Source organism: Streptomyces sp. RP5T (assembly GCF_003933965.1).
GTDB lineage: Bacteria > Actinomycetota > Actinomycetes > Streptomycetales > Streptomycetaceae > Streptomyces.
Genome location: NZ_RSAJ01000731.1, coordinates 1 through 3,692 on the forward strand (window position 1 = coordinate 1; position 3,692 = coordinate 3,692).

Sequence of the window (3,692 nt, forward strand, 5' to 3'; positions counted from 1 at the left end):
GTGCGGGGATGTGGGGGGCCGGCAGGTGTCCGGTGCGGTCGAGTTCCTGCGCCAGCCACAGCGGGAGAGCGGCCGGTTCGCGGACATCGTCGACGGGCATGTAGGTGCCTGCCTGGGTGGTGGTGCCGGGGGCGATGATGTAGCTGCCGTGGGCGCGGATATCGACCTGCCAGGCCAGCCCCCGGCCGGGGCTGGAGCCAGCAGAGGACTTCCACGGCCGGTTGTCGGTGGCCCGGTACCACACATGCAGGCCGCCAGACGGGGTGCGTACGCGCAGCGTGCTGGCGTCCTCAGCGGGGCTCTGTTGGCCGCGGAGGGCGGCCAGGACAGCGAGGGTGTGGAAGCCGTTAGCCAGGCCGGTGAGATCGATGTGGTCGCCAATGGGGATACCGGGCAGGATCCGGTCGCGGGCGGGGGGTTCGCTCTGGTGCGCGTCGATGTCGATGACGACCAGGCCGGCCGGACCGCAGGACACTCCCACACCGAAGTCAGGGTGTTGACCCCACCACTGCTGAATGCGGCCCTGGTTGAGGGTGGCCGCATGGAAGCTGTGGCACCAGCGACCTGCACGCAAGCACGGGCAGCCGACGGGCGAATGAGAACTTTCCCGACACTTGGGACAGTTCGCGACGGGAGTTTTCCGACCCGGAGACAAAGGGTGCACCGGCCAGCCACGGCGGGCACAGACCTGGGCTGTAGCGAGGCACGCAGCGACCGAAGGTCCGCTACCTGCGACTGCTCTTGAGTCGCTGCGGGAAAACTGCAGCTCAGCAGACATACGCACCCCCTGTCAGCGACCGAAGCGACTCAACGACAGACACAGACTAGCGAACTGAGCCGGGGGGATCGCGCAGCACATGCGGAACAACGGTGACTCCACCCCCGTCCTGCGGCTGTCAGACCAAGCCGCAGCGACTCAGCAAAGGCCCAGCGACTCAGGACGCTTCAGTCGCTGCTCCCCCAGCACGGCAAAATGCCTGTTCAGAGCGGCCTTCAAACCAGAACAGCGACTGAAGCGACTGAAGCCTGACATATATAACGCACACGCGCACACAGTTCCTGCTGCCGTATATATAGGCCAAGAGTCGCTTCGGTCGCTACTGCCACACATGAAGCTCTCTGACCTGCACTTCTTCCCCAGTCAAGCCTCAGCGACTGAAGCCCCCCCTGGGTCGCTGGCCTCTTCGATCGCTGTCTGGATACAGCAAGCGACCCAAGCGACTGAGAGCCAGACATGCAAACCTGCCACCACTAGCAGACCGTGGTTCGCCTTGCCTGTGCCTGAGATCTGGGTCACCCGGAGTCACGCCCTACTACCGAAGCGGTGTGCCTGAAAGGGATCAGCCCTGAGCAATGGCTGTGCTGCGCCCCCCCCGGCCCAGTTGCAGGTCACGGCCGACGAGTCCACCGCCGACACAACCAATGCGCACCTGCACGATCGCTGGATCTGTGCGCCGACGCCGCGCCAGACTTCGGGCCGGTCGGGCCAGTGCGTTGGCCGACCGCGGGCCGCATATGGCTCCCCCGGCGGATTCAGACCGACGAACCACTGCAACAACACCAGATCCGTGCCTGCACCTGGCCCATTACGAGTGCCACTCTGCGATCACCCTGTCGATCACGGACTGCAGTATGCTGCCGTTTCCCCAGCCAGCGTAGTAGTGACCGTGCACCACGATCTCAAGGAACTGGTCGACGGTGAACTCACCGGCCGCGCCCGCAGCTGCGTCTCTACCAGGTCGGTGCGGCCGAACATCGCAGTGATACCGACGCTGAACAAGCGCCGATACCGTAGCGTGAGGGGAGGACGCGCCAGACCTCGGCGAAGAGTTGATCGACGGTGCGGGTGATCGATTGGAATCCTGACCCCTTGGAGCATCTGCTTGCGGAAACCGTCGTCATAGATCCGGTCCATCAAGGTCCCCGCTCGTGCGCGTCGGCGGACAGAAGCCTGTCCAGAGCCCCCCTGTAGACCGCCGGCATGCAAGGCCGTCCGAGGTCGATCAGCGACCTTTGCAGTCCAGTGAGACCGGCCAACTCTTGCGCCACGGCGACATCCTTCTGCGCCAGATAGTGGGCCAAATTCATCTGCTCCTGAGCGGCTTGCAGCCCGCCAGCGAGCACCCCTGAGCAGAAACAGATGCTCGCTGCCTTCGTCCGCACCCTCGACCATGATCTGGAGCAGGTTCTCAAGCGTCACACCACCGACGCGCAACAGTGCGGAAGCCTCGTGGATAACCGCCCACTGCCCGTACATGATGGGCTTGCGTACCAGCTGCCCAACCTTGCCTGTGCCAGGACCGCCGCAGCGCAGGACCGCCTTGGCGAATCCGCGCAGGGCCGGCATGGCCAACTCGACAGCCTCGTCGGGACCTCCGACTATCACCACGAGTCCATGTTCTGCCGCACGCGCCTTGCCGGTAACGCCCGCATCCAACAGCGGCACACCCTGAGCGGAGCACAGCTCGGACAACCTGCGGACGGCCTCAACGGAGACCGTCGAGAGTAGAAGGACGATCAGGCTGTCGCCCCGCCGATCGAGAATCCCCCCTCCCCCGCCAACACGTAGTGCGCCTGATTCGCATTCACCACGGTGAGCAGCACGATGTCGCAGACTTCCGCGACCGCCGAGGCGGCCTGCGGGGGCACACCGTCGAGCGTGTCTGCCGAGTCTGGAACGGACGTCGCAGACCGTACTCGGCGCGTTTCCTCCCTTGACCAGGCTGAGCGACACACCGGTACCGATCATGCCGAGGCCGATCACTCCCACACGCTTCACGATGGGTTCCTCTCTCTGCCACTCCAGGGCGCCCCCTCTAGGTGACCGTGAGAACGGACATCAGCGACGTTGACGAAGTCATCATTTAATGCGCGACGCATTTTTGACCGCACTGAACGCCTTGTGATGGCCGCCTCTCAGCAACCCGCCAGTAACCCCAACTACTCCCAGCCGCACCACTCGTTTAACAGTCCCCCAGGGGGCAGCGGAGGCGCTATTCGTGCTGGCGCCGTGGCCCGGCTGGCGGGAGAATGGCAAGACGCCGGGCCACGGCATACGGGTCCCGGTCATGCGCACCGATACCCAGGGGATGGCAGCGAGTTGCCGTCTCCCGTTGTGAGTAGCCCGGCAGACAGCAGCCCGCGTCTTTATGTTCCCATCCGTCCGGAACTACGATGGCGACTGTCAGCGGGTTCTCTCTTCATCCAAAACTGGCTGAAAGACGTCTCTCTGGCGCAAAATGTCTGGTCAATACCGGGTACTGCACTCGACGGTACGGAAACCGGCTCAGCTCCGGTTGAGACCGGTTTGGCGGAATTCGTCACCCTCCGACGGCGCCACCAGGCCCGGATGTCCGATCAGCAGGAGGAGAGTTTCTCAGCTGGACTGGCTCAGCCGACCGACCAACCAACCAGCTGTTCAAACCAGTGGGCTTCTTCAGTAGTGCCTCGTGAGGGTGATGCCGTAGCAGGTGTTGACGACGCTCCCGAGCAGGGAGATTGCCGCCATGCTGGTCCCGGCTGTTGCTTCCGGCGTCACCCGATCGGTGGCCGTTCTGAAGAGGCTCAGCGAGTTCTTTCAGCGTTGCCGCTCCAGAGTGAGAACGGCTGCCGCGATTGACGTCGTTCGATTCGGGCTGCAATGCGCCTTGCGGGAGATCCGCCATCGTTTGAGTCGTGCCGGGCCGCGCTCG

The 3,692-nt window shown here is 64.2% G+C and carries 3 protein-coding genes and 1 pseudogene; all 4 read right to left on the reverse strand.

Translation table 11 applies throughout. The features are described from left to right. A partial coding sequence (locus tag EHS43_RS40015; protein WP_260470926.1) for a bifunctional DNA primase/polymerase occupies positions 1-664 on the reverse strand: 664 nt, incomplete at its 3' end. A gap of 954 nt (positions 665-1,618) precedes the next feature. Continuing rightward, positions 1,619-2,545, reverse strand: a complete 927-nt coding sequence (locus EHS43_RS49060) for an NAD(P)-binding domain-containing protein (RefSeq protein WP_369009072.1) — start codon at positions 2,543-2,545, stop codon at positions 1,619-1,621. Further along, a complete protein-coding gene (locus EHS43_RS48450; protein ID WP_260470928.1) occupies positions 2,518-2,649 on the reverse strand; it encodes a hypothetical protein in 132 nt (43 codons plus the stop codon). Before EHS43_RS48450 ends, EHS43_RS49060 begins: the two co-directional genes overlap by 28 nt. 928 nt (positions 2,650-3,577) lie before the next feature. Further along, a pseudogene (locus EHS43_RS40025) lies at positions 3,578-3,692 on the reverse strand (IS5/IS1182 family transposase); the annotation flags it as partial.